Source organism: Acinetobacter calcoaceticus DSM 30006 = CIP 81.8 (assembly GCF_000368965.1).
GTDB lineage: Bacteria > Pseudomonadota > Gammaproteobacteria > Pseudomonadales > Moraxellaceae > Acinetobacter > Acinetobacter calcoaceticus.
Window position 1 is genome coordinate 1461618 of the sequence record NZ_KB849780.1, and the last position, 15497, is coordinate 1477114.

The 15497-nt window shown below is 40.6% G+C and carries 15 protein-coding genes and 1 pseudogene; 5 read left to right on the forward strand and 11 right to left on the reverse strand.

Going from position 1 to position 15497, the window contains the following annotated elements; genetic code table 11:
• Positions 1-47 precede the first annotated feature (47 nt).
• Both F936_RS11890 and F936_RS11895 read right to left on the reverse strand, forming a co-directional pair.
• Positions 48-1343 carry an acyl-CoA dehydrogenase family protein gene (locus F936_RS11890; RefSeq protein WP_005047579.1) on the reverse strand — a complete coding sequence of 432 codons (1296 nt, stop codon included), beginning with the start codon at positions 1341-1343 and terminating at the stop codon, positions 48-50.
• Positions 1344-1460: 117 nt separating this feature from the next.
• Complete coding sequence (locus F936_RS11895) at positions 1461-2279, reverse strand: hypothetical protein (RefSeq protein WP_005047580.1); 819 nt, start codon at positions 2277-2279, stop codon at positions 1461-1463.
• A 653-nt stretch (positions 2280-2932) separates the two neighbouring features.
• Between F936_RS11895 and F936_RS11900 the strand changes: the two genes are divergently transcribed.
• The 5 genes from F936_RS11900 to F936_RS11915 all read left to right on the forward strand — a co-directional run bounded on the left by F936_RS11900 (position 2933) and on the right by F936_RS11915 (position 8064).
• Positions 2933-4378, forward strand: a complete 1446-nt coding sequence (locus F936_RS11900) for a cytochrome ubiquinol oxidase subunit I (protein ID WP_005047581.1) — start codon at positions 2933-2935, stop codon at positions 4376-4378.
• Positions 4371-5378, forward strand: a complete 1008-nt coding sequence (gene cydB / locus F936_RS11905) for a cytochrome d ubiquinol oxidase subunit II (RefSeq protein ID WP_003651254.1) — start codon at positions 4371-4373, stop codon at positions 5376-5378. The genes F936_RS11900 and cydB overlap by 8 nt, the downstream gene beginning before the upstream one ends.
• A 15-nt stretch (positions 5379-5393) precedes the next feature.
• Positions 5394-5528 carry a hypothetical protein gene (locus F936_RS18855; RefSeq protein WP_003651253.1) on the forward strand — a complete coding sequence of 45 codons (135 nt, stop codon included), beginning with the start codon at positions 5394-5396 and terminating at the stop codon, positions 5526-5528.
• A 98-nt stretch (positions 5529-5626) separates the two neighbouring features.
• Complete coding sequence (locus F936_RS11910; RefSeq protein ID WP_005047583.1) at positions 5627-7045, forward strand: aminotransferase-like domain-containing protein; 1419 nt, start codon at positions 5627-5629, stop codon at positions 7043-7045.
• Positions 7046-7146: 101 nt separating this feature from the next.
• Positions 7147-8064 (forward strand): LysR family transcriptional regulator, encoded by a 918-nt coding sequence (locus tag F936_RS11915; protein WP_005041338.1) that lies wholly within the window; start codon positions 7147-7149, stop codon positions 8062-8064.
• Between the two features lie 53 nt (positions 8065-8117).
• Here F936_RS11915 and madM read toward each other — a convergent pair whose 3' ends face one another.
• From madM to mdcA, 9 genes and pseudogenes are all read right to left on the reverse strand, one after another.
• Positions 8118-8879: a malonate transporter subunit MadM gene (gene madM, locus F936_RS11920; protein WP_016801884.1), complete on the reverse strand. Its 762-nt coding sequence runs from the start codon at positions 8877-8879 to the stop codon at positions 8118-8120.
• A gap of 44 nt (positions 8880-8923) precedes the next feature.
• Complete coding sequence (gene madL / locus F936_RS11925; RefSeq protein WP_005047586.1) at positions 8924-9325, reverse strand: malonate transporter subunit MadL; 402 nt, start codon at positions 9323-9325, stop codon at positions 8924-8926.
• Between the two features lie 48 nt (positions 9326-9373).
• Complete coding sequence (mdcH, locus tag F936_RS11930; protein ID WP_005047587.1) at positions 9374-10312, reverse strand: malonate decarboxylase subunit epsilon; 939 nt, start codon at positions 10310-10312, stop codon at positions 9374-9376.
• A 12-nt stretch (positions 10313-10324) separates the two neighbouring features.
• Positions 10325-10933 carry a malonate decarboxylase holo-ACP synthase gene (locus F936_RS11935; protein WP_016801885.1) on the reverse strand — a complete coding sequence of 203 codons (609 nt, stop codon included), beginning with the start codon at positions 10931-10933 and terminating at the stop codon, positions 10325-10327.
• Entirely contained in the window at positions 10924-11751 is an 828-nt protein-coding gene (gene mdcE / locus F936_RS11940) for a biotin-independent malonate decarboxylase subunit gamma (RefSeq protein WP_005047590.1), read from the reverse strand. Before mdcE ends, F936_RS11935 begins: the two co-directional genes overlap by 10 nt.
• Positions 11748-12599, reverse strand: coding sequence for a biotin-independent malonate decarboxylase subunit beta (locus F936_RS11945; protein WP_005047591.1), 852 nt, complete (start codon positions 12597-12599; stop codon positions 11748-11750). The genes mdcE and F936_RS11945 overlap by 4 nt, the downstream gene beginning before the upstream one ends.
• Positions 12592-12891, reverse strand: coding sequence for a malonate decarboxylase subunit delta (locus F936_RS11950; RefSeq protein ID WP_004642485.1), 300 nt, complete (start codon positions 12889-12891; stop codon positions 12592-12594). Before F936_RS11950 ends, F936_RS11945 begins: the two co-directional genes overlap by 8 nt.
• A gap of 2 nt (positions 12892-12893) precedes the next feature.
• Positions 12894-13779 (reverse strand): annotated as a pseudogene (locus tag F936_RS11955) (triphosphoribosyl-dephospho-CoA synthase).
• Positions 13779-15458, reverse strand: coding sequence for a malonate decarboxylase subunit alpha (gene mdcA / locus F936_RS11960; RefSeq protein WP_005047593.1), 1680 nt, complete (start codon positions 15456-15458; stop codon positions 13779-13781). The pseudogene F936_RS11955 and the gene mdcA overlap by 1 nt, the downstream one beginning before the upstream one ends.
• Positions 15459-15497 lie beyond the last annotated feature (39 nt).

A 15497-nucleotide genomic window follows, 5' to 3' on the forward strand; every position in this document is an offset into this window, starting at 1 on the left:
ACAATATTAAGCTACTAAAATAGCAGCTTAATATCTAAACTTTAAAATTATTGTTTAGCAACGTTACCAATTCGCCACTGATAAGGCGGTAATGTTCCATTCACACTAAAATCACCCACAATTCGATTTTTAAACACTCTTGGGTTGTGTGAAGATAAGGTTCGTACATTTCGCCAGTATCGATCTAGACTTAAATCTTTGTCTGTCGCTGAAGCACCTAATGCATCAAATAGAATTGTAGAAGCATTTAAAATTAAATCGGTAATAACTGTTTGAGACTGTGCACTTTCAAGTTCGGCAAGCGCATTTTGTTCTTCTTCAAGCTGCTCATTATTTTGAAATGCTGCCAAGTAAGCGCGCTGTAAGCTGCGTGCAACTTTTTCAACAATCGCCCCTGCACTGTAAGCAGCGCCACGGATTTGTCCCACTACTTGTAAAATTTGTGGGTCCTGTTTTACAAATTGGGCATTCGCATGAGTATAGTTTCGGGTACGTTTAGCCACCGCTTGGGAAACCTCATATGTCGCAGCACGCCCTAAACCAGTAATGATTGCCAGTTGCACAAGTTGATAATAAGCAGCTGAATATTTAAAACGGTCATCATCAGGTAAGATTTCGGTTTCATTAACCAGTACGTCATGGAAATATGCCGTGCCACTTGCGGTGAGTTGCTGACCAAAGCCATTCCAGTCATCAACAATTTCAACGCCTTCATCTTCACGGCGGACAACAACTGAGCCAGACTCCCCATTTAAATCTGTTACACCAACGTCAACCCAGTCCGCATATAGGCTACCTGTGGTGTAGTATTTTTGACCTTTAAGGCGAATTTTTCCGTCAGCATCCCGATATAAATGAGTTTCGAATTGATCGATTGACTCTTTCCCACCTTCAGACCAAGCACTGCCAACCGTTTCACCATTTGCAATACGACTTAGCCAGCGCTGTTGGAACGCTTTATCTTTGCTGACCAACACATCTTCAGTAAAACCAAAGTGCACACGCAACGCTTGCGGTAAATTTGAGTCGGCTTCTGCAAGTTCAATTAACAATGCAAATAGTTCTGGAATAGTTGCCTCAAAGCCACCATGTACTTTAGGAAGTCGTAACCGTGTAAAACCAATATCTTTGAGCCACTGAAGTTGTTCATACGGCAAAATATGCTGTTGCTCACGGATTAAAGCCCCTTCTTTAATACGGGCAAAAGTTGGTCTGAAATTTTTTGCCAATTCATCATAACGTTCAGAAGGCCCTTCACCCCATACCCGAGAAATGATTGAGGCCTGACTAAGTGCAGCGTGAGTTAGTGAACCGAGATGATGCTCAAAATTTAGATTTGTCATTTATGTAAAACCAATATTGCTTTGCTTTTACCATAAAATATTTATTTCACATGAAAACGATTATTTTTTTATAACAGTATTCATTCTTCATATAACGCCAGAAAATGCCTACCAACATTAAGCAATCTCTTTCTTTTGAAGACTATGCTGACTTTGCAATAAGGTTTGCATATATTCTGAATAGACAGATAACTTCTCAAAAATATGTTCCGAATAAAACATATCATCAATTAAATGGGTCATTTGAGAGGCGGTGAACGTATCACATAAGCCTACAAGCTGTGCATTTAGCTGGGCAAATTGGGCACACAATTTCACATAGGTTTCATCTTTATTTTTAAATAATAATTGACGCATATCTAAATCATTTAGATCGTTTAAATCAGTATTTTGTTGAGGATTAATCCAATAAATTTTGACTTTTAAAAACAACGCAAGCTCTTCTAAATGCTCTAGGTCTATATCTAAATTTGTAATTAAAAAAATTGTGGAGATATCATTTCGGCACAGCGCTTTGATTAAGCTTAAATAAATAAACCCGACTTCAGTCAGCTCGGTTAATTCTAAATCTAGATATATTTTTAAACTTTCAAGAACTTCATCTACTTTAAACAAAACTTTCTTTTCGGCTTGATAATATTTATTGAGAATAGCAAGAACGGGCTTTGTCGCTGGTGTTGTATAAATAGCAGGCTTATTGAGGTTAGCAAAAACAAAAGGTGAAAATAGATAAGCCAAACTGCTTTGCTGCGGATGAATATGTGATTGAATTAAATAAACAGTTTGAGATTTAGAAAAGTCTCTTAAGACTTTTGCTCTTAATAAAGTTGCTTCAAGATTAACATAGGCCTGCTCTAATTGAGCCATTATAGGTGCTGGAATAGCCTGATTTTTAATAATTTTATTTAGGATATTGAGTTGAGAAGTAATAAACATTTTTTAACATCCAAGCTATTTTAGAAGAGCTACACTTAAGCCAAGGTCTTTAATAACCTACGTAACAACCAGACCTCATACAAAACAACAAGGGAATAGACAAGAAGAAATTTATCCTGTGCTCATATGTAACCCCAAAGTCGCATTCATGGTATTTTTGAAGATTGATTTTGGTCAGCCATAAATCTTGTTCATTTTTATTTTGGACTTTAGATGAATGGATATATAGCTACAGATAATTGAAAAAAAACTATAGCACCCATAATAATGACTTCGGACTGTTATAGTTTTATAAAAAATTTCTGTATCTACATATACAAAATGAGTGAGTGCATGATTAAGAAAACTTCTTAAGGTAGGTAGTTTTCATGAAACGATCTATGGTTCATCGTCAGATATTTCATCAATGTTTCAATGCAACATGCATTTTTACAAATGCAACATCAAGCATGGGCTTTGTTAACAGATTGAGAACAATCAATCGGTCTATTCTATTGAAATATCAAGCAATTATATTACTTCGCCCTTCTGGCATTTTACTTGCTAAGAACATTTATCACAGAAGTAAGTTCAATCGTCAGAATACTTTATTGCCTGAAAATAAGTATTTAACACAATCAATCATCATCAGCTAGTTCACAGGGGGAATGTATATGAGCCTCGGTCTAACCGCTTTAGAATTAGCACGAATACAATTTGCTTTCACAGTATCCTTTCATATTATTTTTCCAGCCACCTCCATTGGTCTTGCCTGCTTTTTAGCAGTTTTAGAGTGGAAGTGGTTAAGAACCCAAAACCCGATTTATAAAGATCTGTTTAAATACTGGATCAAGATCTTTGCCGTTGCCTTTGGTATGGGTGTGGTCTCGGGCGTGGTCATGAGTTATCAGTTCGGTACCAACTGGAGTGAGTTTTCTCGTATTGCAGGAAGTATTACCGGTCCTTTACTTACCTATGAAGTCTTGAGTGCCTTCTTTTTAGAAGCTGGTTTCTTAGGCATTATGTTATTTGGTTGGGGGCGTGTCGGACCCAGAGCCCATTTCTTTGCCACACTAATGGTTGCGATTGGTACCTGTATTTCCATGTTCTGGATTTTATCCTCCAATAGCTGGATGCAGACCCCTCAAGGCTTCGCTATAGAAAATGGCATTATTGTTCCTAAAGATTGGTTCGCTATTGTTTTTAACCCATCCTTCCCTTACCGCTTTGCCCATATGGGTGCAGCAGCCTTTTTAGTTTCTTCATTATTGGTGGTAGGAACTTCTGCATGGCACTTAGTGAAAGGTCGTCGTGATGAATTGGTAAAAAAATCGTTCTCGATGGGTCTATGGATGGTACTTGTGACTTCATGTTTGCAAGTCGTAATTGGCGATAACCATGGTTTAAATACCCGTGAGCATCAACCAGCCAAACTAGCAGCGATGGAAGGTCATTGGGAAACGAATCACAATGAACCTATGCCACTGTTACTCTTTGCAATTCCAGACATGACAGAAGAACGAAACCATTTTGAAGTGGGTGTTCCATATTTAGGTAGTTTAATTTTAACTCACAGTTTAGATGGCCAAGTTACAGGTTTAAAAGATTTCGCCCCTGAAGATCGACCAAATTCAACCATCGTTTTCTGGAGCTTCCGTGTGATGGTCGGGCTTGGCGTACTCATGGTCACGCTGTCTTTAATTGCTCTTTGGTTACGTAAGCGTGGAAAACTCTATGAAACTTCATGGTTCCATAAGTTTGCTTTAGTGATGGGGCCATCTGGTTATATCGCCATGCTTGCAGGTTGGGTAACCACTGAGGTCGGCCGTCAACCATGGGTGGTATATGGCATCCTACGAACTAAGGATGGTTTATCTCATACTGTGTCGGCAGAACAAGTCGGCCTGAGCCTCTTTATTTTTGTAGTGGTATACACCATCGTTTTTGGCAGCGGTATCTACTACACCTTAAAATTGATTAATAAAGGCCCTGTATTTATCGATACGCCAAATATGGAAGCAGGCGGTGTTGGACACTTTAAAACACCAATGCGCCCACTCAGTGCTGTCGATGAAAACATTGACAGTAAACAAAATTCTGGGGAGAACCCTCATGATTGATCTTTCTTTAATATGGGTCGGTATTATCGGTTTAGGTGTCATGATTTATGTCGTCATGGATGGCTTTGACTTAGGAATCGGGATCATGTTCCCTTTCATTAAGAACAGCCAAGAACGTGATGTGATGATGAATACCGTAGCCCCTGTCTGGGATGGCAACGAAACATGGATGGTACTCGGTGGAGCTGGTCTCTATGCTGCATTTCCACTAGTTTACTCAACGGTTTTATCGGCACTGTATTTACCTATTATTTTTATGGTAATTGCCTTAATTTTCCGTGGAGTCGCATTTGAATTCCGCTTTAAAGCTCATCGCACCAAATACCTTTGGGATTTAGCTTTTATTTGGGGTTCAGTTTTAACTAGCTTCCTTCAAGGCATCATCTTGGGTGCCTATATTCAAGGCATTAAAACCACCAATGGTATTTTTTCTGGCGGATCACTTGATTGGTTGACACCATTTACCTTCTTTACTGGTATTGGTGTAGTTGCCATGTATGCCACTTTAGGATGTGGATGGCTTATTTTAAAAACCGAAAAAGGCTTGCAACAACGCATGTATGAGCTTATGCCAAAGCTGATTATTGCACTGCTTATTATTTTTGGTGGAGTGAGTTTATATACTCCGTTGACTCATCCTGAAATCGCAGATCGCTGGTTCTCTTTACCGAATCTGTTCTATTTTAGCCCAGTACCTATTTTGGTTTTATTGTTTGTTGGCCTGATTTTATCGGCGTGTAAAAAGCAGCAACATGACCTCAAACCATTTATATATACGCTAGCCCTCGTTTTCCTTGCATTTACAGGTTTTGTGATTAGTTTGTGGCCTTATATTATTCCGCCATCAGTCACCATCTGGCAAGCCGCAGCTCCACATTCAAGCCAACTGTTTGCTTTAGTCGGTGCGCTCATTCTGATTCCAATCATTATTGCTTACACTATTGTGTCTTACTGGGTATTCCGTGACAAAGTACGTGTAGGTGATGAAGGCTATCATTAAAGTTAGGAGGGTTTTATGAAAAATTTATCTTCTAAACTGTCTCAAACCCAATGGTTTATTTTGCTATGGCTAGGTGGTTTTTTAGCATTAGCTGTTATTGCTGGTTTGTTTAAAGTGATATTGATTTATGCAGCCCCTTACCTAAAGTAAACTTATTTTTATAAGCAAATGCCGTTTGTAGATTCTACAAACGGCATTTATTATTGATTAAGTGCATCTTTCATTTTGTCATTTCGTGCAGCCAATACATGTATAAATCAGAACAACTTGCCCATAGCATTCGCCAACTCATTGAGAGCGGCACTTTAAATGCACACGAGAAGTTACCTTCTTTAAGAGATCAGGTGCAACGCTCTGGTTTTAGTTTAATGACGGTAATGAATGCTTACCAAGAGCTTGAATCACAAGGTTTGATCTATTCCAAAGAAAAATCGGGATACTTCGTTGCCGAGCAAATTACGCTTAAACCTTTAGAACAATATTCTGTTGTTTCACTCAATTCTAAAATTGAAATTAACTCTTTAGTTTTTAAATATCTTAAATCGATTCAACATGAGTCTGTCATCCCTTTTGGCTCTGCCTTTCCCGATAGTCAGCTTTTATATGCACCAAAACTCATTCAGATTATGGGGCAGCTTGCCCGCCAGAAACAAAGTTATGATCAGACTACGAGCCTACCTCCCGGTAATTTAGCTTTACGAAAACTCATTGCTCAACGCTACTGTATGCAAGGGATTCAAACTGACCCAGATGACATTGTCATTACATCTGGAGGACTAGATGCGCTCAATCTTTCTTTACAAGCAGTTGCCCAATCAGGCGACTATATTTTATTACAGCAAAACGTATTTTATGGCGCTTGGCAAGCAGCAGAACGTTTAGGGCTAAAAGTTATTACGATTCCTGAACATCCTCAACATGGTTTTGATCTAGATGCTTTTGAACAGGTCATTAACAATTATCCAATTAAAGTATGTTGGCTCATGCTCAATAGCCATAATCCAATTGGGTTTACAGTCAGCGATGATATTAAATATAAAATTGCCAAATTGCTTCATGAGCACCAGATTTATTTGATTGAAGATGATGTCTATGAAGAGCTGTTTTATGGCGGACAAAAGCCACTTTCAATGAAGTATTTTGATCAGCAAAATCTGGTGCTCCACTGCTCGTCTTTTTCTAAAACGTTAGGTGCAGGTTTTCGAGTAGGTTGGGTCTATGCGGGGAAGTTTTCAGACCATATTCAACACTTACAACTCATGAGTACCATTTCAGTGAATGCACTCATTCAAAATGCATTGGTTGAGTTTTTGTCTCATCATCATTATGAAAAGCACTTGCGTACACTTAGACTTTCGCTTGAACGTTATAAAAAGCAGTTTTATCATTATTTAAAGCAAAATCTACCACCATCTTGCGAAGTGTATTATTACCCAAGTGGTTATTTTCTTTGGGTTAAGCTGCCGAATAGTTTAGATAGTATGCAAATTTATGAAGAGTTAATTCAACTAAACATTGGGGTAGCTCCAAGCCCATTGTTTAGTGTTTTACCCGCGCAGCAGCATTATTTAAGAATCAACTGCTCTTTTGAATCAACACCTAAAATTCAAAGTGCATTAGAACAAATCATTAAAACAATTCAACAAAGAGTTGAAGCTGTTTCTTAAATAAACTACTTCGACCTAAGCACAATTTTATAGTGATGGTTTTGTGGTAACTTTATAGCTTAAATCTATATTTTTAAAGGAAACAGGTTCAAGGGATTAATATGGAAATTGATGAAGAACTCACCCTTAAAAAGATACAGATTTTTTTAGCATTTATGCGCTGTGGCAATTTATCTAAAACAGCGACAGAAATGGAGCTTAGCAATGTCAGTGTTCACAAAGCATTGCACTCTTTAGAAAGTGCTTTGCGTTGCCCACTTTTTAAAAATGAAGGACGTAATCTCATTCCGTTAAAAAGTGCTTATGTATTTGAAGAACGGGCGCAAAAAATCGTACAGGACATTTTTATAACCGTTAATAAAACGAGAGAAGCTGCTGGCTTTGCGGCAAAAGTTTTACATTTAGGCTCTCTTTATTCTTTGACTGTCAAAACAATTCCAAATGTGATTAGTGGTCTTAAGCTCAGACGTAGTGAACTAGATATTCAACTGTTACTCAGCTCAAATCAGGATTTAGTTAAAAAGCTTAAAGCAACGGAGCTGGATGCGATTATTGTGGCACTCAATGAAACCACTCAAGATGATGACTTTGAAATTTTGCCGATGTTTTCAGATGATATTTTTCTGGCGGTAAACAAAGATTCTAAATATGCAGAGTTTAAAGAAGTTGATTTAAGTTTATTAAAAGAAGAGACCTTCCTCACTTTAACCAAAGGCTTTGCGACCCATAACGATAGCGATATTATTTTTAAAAAAGCAGGTTTTTCTCCTAAAGTTGCTTTGCAAGTGAACGATATTTTTACCTTAATTAGTATGGTCAGTTCTGGCGTTGGTTTTGCCCTTTTACCGGGTCGTATTTCGGCGGTTTATGAAAGCTCAGTTAAGCTTATTCCCCTAAAACAGCAATATCATATGCAACAAGAAATTGGTTTGGTTTTCTTGAAAAGTAAAGAACGAGATCCAAACTTACTCGCACTGATTGCTGAGTGTCGTATGTTTGCTTCTAATTTTAAAAGATAAATATCGGCAACTTATTAAATCTAATAAGTTGCCAGTATATTGGACTCGCTTAACTATGCAAAGATTGCATTAACTGTTAAGAAAAATAGGGATGGCCCAAGTAAGCAACCAAGTCCTGTGTAGAAGGTTGCAACTAAAGCACCATAAGGGACAAGTCTTACATCTGTTCCAGCTAAACCGGCTGCCGTACCGCTTGTTGTTCCAGCTAAACCGCCAAATACCATGGCTGAACGCGGGCTTTTTAGGTACATGAACTTTGCAAGAAGTGGTGTGCCGACCATAAAAAATACAGACTTGATTAATCCAATCGCAATAGAAAGTGCGATTACATCTGAACTTGCACCAATCGCTGTTCCTGTAATTGGACCGACAATATAAGTCATTGCACCTGCACCAATAGTCGTCATTGATATTGGATCTCGATATCCCATCACCCATGCGACCATAACCCCGATTGCAAAAGGTACAACGCAACCAAGCACTAATGCGATTAGACCAATTTTTCCTGCTTTTTTAACCTCTTTTACATCAACTTCAAATGCAGTTGAAGCAATAGCTAAATCTCGGATCATTGCTCCACCAAGCAATGCAAACCCAGAAAAAATTGTGATGTCAGAAATGCCCTTCGTCCCTTGCGTATAAACTCCTGCAAAATAGGCAACAACCAAACCTAAAGTAATCGCAATTGCAGAGCTTTGCAGTTTTCCTTTCGTCAAATATTTTGAGAGTAAATGGGAAACAAACATCATTAAACCAGTGACTGCAAGTGCAGTGACTAATGCATTTTTTGATAACACAGCAATTATAGCGTCCATCATTTAAATCCTTTTTGATTGAACTTTTTATAGTTTATATATGCTTAGGCTATTTTTTCCTTGGTCTCTATCGTCCATTCATAAGTTTCATAGTCACCACTAATTCTATTTAAATAACGGATGACTAAAACCGTACCAATTAAAGAAGCAATAGAAACAATTAGTCCTAGCATTCCTCCAGATAGTGCAGCAACGACGTTTTGCCCAGCCGACATCGCAACCACGATTGGAATATACATTCCTGACCAATACAAAACTCCAAATTGTGTAACTTGTGGCAAATAACCTTTTCGTGCCAACAACTCTTTAGATAAAATCAAAAGAATCATTGAAATAGCAACTCCACCCACATTGGCTTTCACACCTAATAACATGCCTAAGGTATTACCCAGATAATCGCCTAGTAAGTGGCAGATCGCTAATATTGCTGTTCCATATATAATCATGACAATCCCTCATATCCTTGGATCATTTATGCTTTTGTAAAATCAGATTCAAAAAGAAAAACTATTGTCCTGTTCTTTTTGCATTGCCATCTGAATGCTGTCTATGCGTGTTCCTTGAAAAGACAACACGGTTCCTTCTTTAAATGTTCGACGTGCAAGTGTAGTAAGCACCGTTCCCGGCAACGCTTCGATCTGCAACCTAACACCTCGCTCCCATGCAGCTTGGATGGTACTTTCCCAATCTACAGTTCGACTCATATTAAAAGCCAAGTCATCCCTAATCTGTTCAGCCTTGCCTAAAGTGCGAGCCGTTGTACCACTTAAATATCGAATTTTAGGCTGCTTAAAAGTGAGTCCCTCCATAGACGCTGCAAGTTGCTCTGCTTGCTGAATCAATAATTCACAGTGCGATGGCACAGATACATCTAATTTTTTTGCCACCACTCCTTGTTGCTTTGCCAAAACAGCAACTTGGTTCATGGCTTCAAAACTTCCTGAAATAACGATTTGATTATGTGCATTAATATTGGCGACAAACACCTGTGGCGTTATTTCATAAATCTGTTTGACCCATGTTTCAACAGCTGCACGGTCTGTACCAATCAGAGCAGTCATGCCATAGCCAATTGGGTAGGCGGTTTGCATGAGTTCCCCTCGATAGGCAACTAAGCGAATGGCATCTTCATAGACTAAAACCCCTGCCACAACCGCTGCCGACCATGCGCCAATCGATAGACCTGCTACATAATCAGGTTTTAAGTCTTCAGTAGCTAATAAAGCTGAACTCACCACGCCTGAAATGAGCAAACAAAGCTGTACGGCTCTTGTCGATTGCAACGCAGCCGAACTGTCTAGCATCAAGACATCTTCTTTGAGTGCATCCGATGCGCGCTCAAAATGTTCTTTGACCAGAGCGGTTTGAGGTAAGTCGTGCAACATATTGCTTCTTTGCACACCTTGTCCCGGATATACCCAAATCGAAGCCATGATATCTATTCCCTAATTCCATGGTTTTTCTACTAAAACAGCACCATCTGCATGTTTTAATAGAACTTTTCCGCTATTCCTAGCCCATTCTTTTAAAGCCAAACCACCCTGTGGTAGTTGTAGCTGTATATCCACATTGAGTCCTGCTTGCTGAAAATTTTCGAGTAGCTCGACTGCTTGCGTTTTGGCAAAAGGCTGTTTAGCTCGAATCAACAAATCTATGTCACTTTGCTGGGTGACTGTTTCAATACCAGTTGCCAACTCAAACCCAAAACTTCCTGTATAGCCCCAACATCCTGAAAAGTTTTTCATGATGTAAGAAATGCTCTGCAAACGTTCTGCCAAATGCTCAAACTGCTGTGTATCAACGTGAGTTAGTACCTCGGGTTTAAGTTGTTTGGTAATAGCAGATCGTGGCATTTGTGATGCATATCGTTGATGACGCAATTGTCCTCTTACGCCCACAGCCACCTGATCTACAGGAGTGATTTCCCGCCGAACCACAACAGGATCGCCTCGTAGTAACACCTCTTTCACCCAAAGCGGAGCATCATCAGCCAAGCAGTCGGCTGTCATGCCCCACAGCAAATCATGGGCTTCGAGATCAAGTTTCATGACCATTGCTCACGCAATAATTCACGAACCTTCTTAGACATCTGACGGTTTTGTCCGTGAAGTCTTTGTTCCAGTCCTCTAGACTGCTCAGCATTAATTTCTTTAAATGCTTGAGTAACCACCTGCTTCGCTAACAACAGATCATCATTTGTTGGTTGTTCAGGGTTTTCAACAGATAACAGTTCCGACAACAATCCAAGCGTTGCATAGCTCTCGATGTCATAAGCCATTGGAGGAATGCTTGCAGCTAATTGCTCTAACTCATCAACCGAGCGTTGGGTCACACGTGCAGCAGATTCTTTACCCATTGCATGCACCATAACACCTGAATCTTTTAAGGCAATAATACGATTGGCTTGGTAACCATGTGCTAAAAAAGCGCCTGACATCGACTTACCGACTAGTAAACTGACAATAGGATGGTCTGCCAATCTAGCTCTGGCATAACTGTCTACTGCACCAGCTAAAGCTTGATGAATACCTAATAACTCTTCACGGCGACCATAGGCCTGACTAGGTACATCAACTAGACATAAAATGCCGCGTTTAGTCTCGGCATGCGCATCAGCTTGAATTACATCATCAACCGCTTTTGCCAAGCTCCAACCTTCCAAAAGGCCAACTTCACCTTGCCTCGCTCGCGGGAACAAATTATTGCTGTCCTGAACAACGGCAATCACACGTACTGCTTGCTGATCAATCTGACCATCAGCCACCCAAATAGAAGCTGGAAAACCTTCAACTGTGTTAAAGCCCTTCGTGAGTGCTTTAAACCACTGTGCACCTCGCGTAGATGCTTTTAATGTATCAACGGCGATATTCATGCTTGTTCTCCTTGATACAAAGCTTGAACCTGTGCTGGGGTAATCTGCTCAGCAGTATCGACTTGTTGTAGCTGTGCTAAATAGAATGAGTAATTTGAACTACGATGCTGTTCAGGCACGCCTTGGACTAAATAATCGATTACTTGTTGGCGGATTTTCTGGCGATCATCGTCAACATAGGCATCTGCTAAGCCACTGGCAAAACGCTGATTTCCCCCAGTTATGCTCCAAATAAATGGACGATCTTTGGCGTTATATTCTTGTACGCCAGCTTCTTGTTCAATCACTTGTGGGCCATTTAAGCCTAAACGTCCTTCTTGTGTCATTACAATATAGCTACATAGTCCAGCAGCAATCGACATACCACCAAAACACCCTACACTACCGGCAACCACAGCAATCACTGGTTGATACTGACGTAAGTTCACAATTGCAGCCTGAATTTCAGCAATTGCAGCCAACCCCAGATTTGCTTCTTGCAAGCGAACGCCACCAGTTTCTAGTAATAAGATTGCAGCCGTTGGAATACCTTTAAGATTGTCTTCAACCGCAAGCTCTAATGCACCAGCAATTTTGGCACCACCAACCTCGCCTAAGCTTCCACCCTGAAATAAGCCTTCAATTGAAATCAAAACTACTGGTCGCTCTTCAATAGTTCCTTTTACAATCACTACGCCATCATCTGCTTGCGGCACAATATTTTGCTTAAGCAACCATGGCGACATGACACGTGCAAATGGGTCTAGTAGCTCTCTAAATGTTCCTTCATCCAATAATGCCTTGGCACGTTCTCTTGCACTCAGTTCAATAAAATCTTGTTTATTTAATAAACTTTGGATATCAGTCATGCGCAATCTCCTCCAAGGCTTGTTCCAGACGTAAGCGAACAACACCGGGGGTTGCACCAAAGTCATGAATATCAATATTGACGGCTGGTGGTATTTGCGCTGTAAAAATCCGTTCAAAAAGATTTTTCCAACGTGCAACACTACCATCCACCGAAGTCACCACCTGAATAGTGGTTTTTCCCGCCTCACCAGGTTCCATCAAAATTTCTAAATCACCCGACCCCACACATCCGACTAATGCTTTTTTTACAGGTGGCTCTGTCGCCAAAAACTCAAAATGAAGTGTTTCCATAATCAAAATCCCTCTTTATTTTTTGACAGATGACTGCTCAACACGATCTATAAACAATGTTGCTGCCAACAAATCGGCTGCTCCGCCAGCGGATGCTTTCATCCTAAATAGGTCAATCTCTAACAAATGCAAAGCACGTCGGCCTTCTAAGCTTGAACTACCGCCTAAATCGAGCACTTGCTGAGCCCCTTGTTGCATACGCTTTAAGCCATTTGTCCCAGAGCGATAAAGCACACAGGTATCGGTCAGGTTAGTCATCATGGCAAGTAACGCATCTAAGCGAGCAAACTCTTCTTTCATGGGTTTACTGCGACTTTGATAAAGCTGCTTTAAACCAAAATTTACGATGGTTGGAAAGCCTTGTTGTGCCTGTTCTTTTGCACCTAAAACAGCTAATTTTTTTTGTACCTGCTGACCATGACTCAAAGCCTGTTTGGGAATAAAACGGTCTTCAAGCTGGGCAAGCTGACCTGCTAACTGACATAGCTCAACAGCCGATAAGTACTGTTGATTTGTGCGTACCAATGCTGCTGCCGTAACCATTAAACCCAAAGCCCAAATTGCACCGCGGTGTGTGTTAACACCATCTGTTACCAACATCATGGCTTTTTCACCTTGGCGACCAATTTCACCAATCTCTTCACGCAAGGCCAAACAGACTTTTCCGTGATGCGTTGCAGCTTGGGCCATCGCTTCAAACATTGGGCTTAGACTTTTCGCAGAACGCTCCATTAATTCCAAAGTCAAATCATCATGTGCGCCACTGCCACGACGGTCGACCAAGGCTGGCTTTGGTGTCAGATTAACTTCATCAATTAAAGCCTCGACCGCCATGTCTGCCAAAAGCTGACTATGGCTGAGTGCTTGATATTGAATTTGAGCCATCATTACCAACTCCTGAATTTTGCAGGGGGTTGATATAAACCATCTGACCATGTCACCAAGTCAGCAATATTTTTTGCAGCTAAAAGTTCACGTGTAGCATCGGTACGGCGAATGCCTAAATCCTCAGGGAATACCACTAAACCTTCACGTCTTAAACGTGCTGTTGTTTTAGGATCTTGGCTTAAACCAATACTGGTTACCCCTGCCACTGCGGCAATCATGGCTTGACGCTCTTCTTGGCTACTTGCTTTATATAGATAAGCAATGCCTTCTTCGGTGAGTAAATGGGTGACATCATCGCCATAAATCATGATCGGTGCTAAAGGCAGACCTGCGGTTTTAGCAACATCAATCGCATCAAGACGTTCCACAAAGGTCGGCTTCCCGCCTTCTTGAAAGGTTTCCACCATTTGCACAACTAGCTTTTTACCGCGGGCCAAATAGGTTTCTGTTTCATTGGCACCTTGCAAGCGCATATCCAGCCATGCTGGCGTATCATGGCGGCGTCCGCGCGGATCATGCCCCATGTTCGGTGCACCACCGAAACCAGCTAAACGACCTTTAGTGACAGTCGAAGAATGCCCCATGCCATCAACTTGCAAAGTTGCACCAATAAACAGATCAACGGCGTACTGACCTGCAAGCTGACACATCATGCGGTTAGAACGTAAGGCGCCATCGCGACCTGTAAAGAAAATGTCGGGACGAGCGGCAACATATTTTTCCATGCCGAGTTCAGTACCAAAGCAATGCACGCTTTCAACCCAACCTGTTTCAATAGCTGGAATTAACGTTGGATGCGGATTCAGAGTCCAGTTTCGGCAAATTTTCCCCTTTAAACCTAAAGACTCGCCATAGGTTGGTAAAATCAGCTCAATTGCCGCAGTGTTAAAACCAATACCATGATTTAACGATTGCACATTATGCTTCTCATAAATTCCGCGAATTGCCATCATGGCCATAAGCACATGCACAGGCTTGATGTGTTTTGGGTCGCGAGTAAATAACGGTTCAATATAAAAAGGCTGGTCTGCCACAACCACAAAATCAACCCAAGAAGCAGGAATATCGACACGTGGTAAATCAGTTACGTCATCGACCAGTTCATTGACTTGCACAATCACAATACCGTCACTAAAAGCTGCAGGTTCAATAAGTGCAGGCGAATCTTCAGTACTTGGACCTGTATAGATATTGCCTTGGCGGTCTGCCATAAAACCGGCTGAAAGCACCACATTTGGAATAAGATCAACCACAAGGCGTGAATACAACTCGATATAGGTGTGGATAGCACCAATTTCTAATAATCCATCTTCAATCAACTGGCTAATACGCAAACTTTGCGGACCAGCAAACGAAAAGTCGAGCTTACGTGCGATACCTTTTTCAAACAGATCAAGATGTTCTGAGCGTCCAACGCTTGGCATAATCATATGTAAATCATGCAAAACATCTGGATTGGTTTGTGCCAAAGATCGAGATAAGAAATCTGCTTGCTTTTGGTTGTTTCCTTCGAGTACGACTCTGTCACCCGGTGTAATCAGCGTTTCTAAGACTTTAATAATGTCTTGAGTTGGAATCACCACACCATCGGTATATTGGTTTGCCATCTCTAGTTTTAATTGTTTGGCATGACGCCGCTTTGTCCATAACCGTTCTTTATTCTGAACTGATCCTTCCATGTGTTTACCTATATAGATCGCAGTTTTGTTCTGAATCTA

Coding starts and splice junctions, on each gene's coding strand:
- F936_RS11890 (WP_005047579.1), bottom strand. CDS start 1,343: ATGACAAATCTAAATTTTGAGCATCATCTCGGTTCACTAACTCACGCT.
- F936_RS11895 (WP_005047580.1), bottom strand. CDS start 2,279: ATGTTTATTACTTCTCAACTCAATATCCTAAATAAAATTATTAAAAAT.
- F936_RS11900 (WP_005047581.1), top strand. CDS start 2,933: ATGAGCCTCGGTCTAACCGCTTTAGAATTAGCACGAATACAATTTGCT.
- cydB (WP_003651254.1), top strand. CDS start 4,371: ATGATTGATCTTTCTTTAATATGGGTCGGTATTATCGGTTTAGGTGTC.
- F936_RS18855 (WP_003651253.1), top strand. CDS start 5,394: ATGAAAAATTTATCTTCTAAACTGTCTCAAACCCAATGGTTTATTTTG.
- F936_RS11910 (WP_005047583.1), top strand. CDS start 5,627: ATGTATAAATCAGAACAACTTGCCCATAGCATTCGCCAACTCATTGAG.
- F936_RS11915 (WP_005041338.1), top strand. CDS start 7,147: ATGGAAATTGATGAAGAACTCACCCTTAAAAAGATACAGATTTTTTTA.
- madM (WP_016801884.1), bottom strand. CDS start 8,879: ATGGACGCTATAATTGCTGTGTTATCAAAAAATGCATTAGTCACTGCA.
- madL (WP_005047586.1), bottom strand. CDS start 9,325: ATGATTATATATGGAACAGCAATATTAGCGATCTGCCACTTACTAGGC.
- mdcH (WP_005047587.1), bottom strand. CDS start 10,312: ATGGCTTCGATTTGGGTATATCCGGGACAAGGTGTGCAAAGAAGCAAT.
- F936_RS11935 (WP_016801885.1), bottom strand. CDS start 10,933: ATGGTCATGAAACTTGATCTCGAAGCCCATGATTTGCTGTGGGGCATG.
- mdcE (WP_005047590.1), bottom strand. CDS start 11,751: ATGAATATCGCCGTTGATACATTAAAAGCATCTACGCGAGGTGCACAG.
- F936_RS11945 (WP_005047591.1), bottom strand. CDS start 12,599: ATGACTGATATCCAAAGTTTATTAAATAAACAAGATTTTATTGAACTG.
- F936_RS11950 (WP_004642485.1), bottom strand. CDS start 12,891: ATGGAAACACTTCATTTTGAGTTTTTGGCGACAGAGCCACCTGTAAAA.
- mdcA (WP_005047593.1), bottom strand. CDS start 15,458: ATGGAAGGATCAGTTCAGAATAAAGAACGGTTATGGACAAAGCGGCGT.